Source organism: Altererythrobacter sp. C41 (genome assembly GCF_016803135.1).
In the GTDB taxonomy this organism is placed as follows: Bacteria; Pseudomonadota; Alphaproteobacteria; order Sphingomonadales; family Sphingomonadaceae; genus Pelagerythrobacter.
In genome coordinates this window covers 1-254 of the sequence record NZ_JAEVFE010000030.1, presented here as the reverse complement: position 1 = coordinate 254, position 254 = coordinate 1, and the positions used below count along the sequence as shown (strand labels likewise).

General features: G+C 71.7%; 1 protein-coding gene. It reads left to right on the top strand.

Annotated features, from left to right (window positions below):
- On the top strand, positions 1 to 254 hold a 254-nt coding region (locus JNO53_RS15280; protein WP_203113649.1), incomplete at both ends, for a hypothetical protein.

Below are 254 nucleotides of genomic sequence, written 5' to 3'. Positions count from 1 at the left end.
CGCCTGCAGGTCACCGGGCGATTCCAGCTCAGCGACAGCGCGGCCCTCGCCGGCAAGCTGGCCGCCGCGCTTGCCCTCGATCTTTCCGGCGACGACGGCGGCTATGTTCTGAGCGGCGGACCTGCAAGCCGCCTGCAGGTCACCGGGCGATTCCAGCTCAGCGACAGCGCGGCCCTCGCCGGCAAGCTGGCCGCCGCGCTTGCCCTCGATCTTTCCGGCGACGACGGCGGCTATGTTCTGAGCGGCGGACCTGC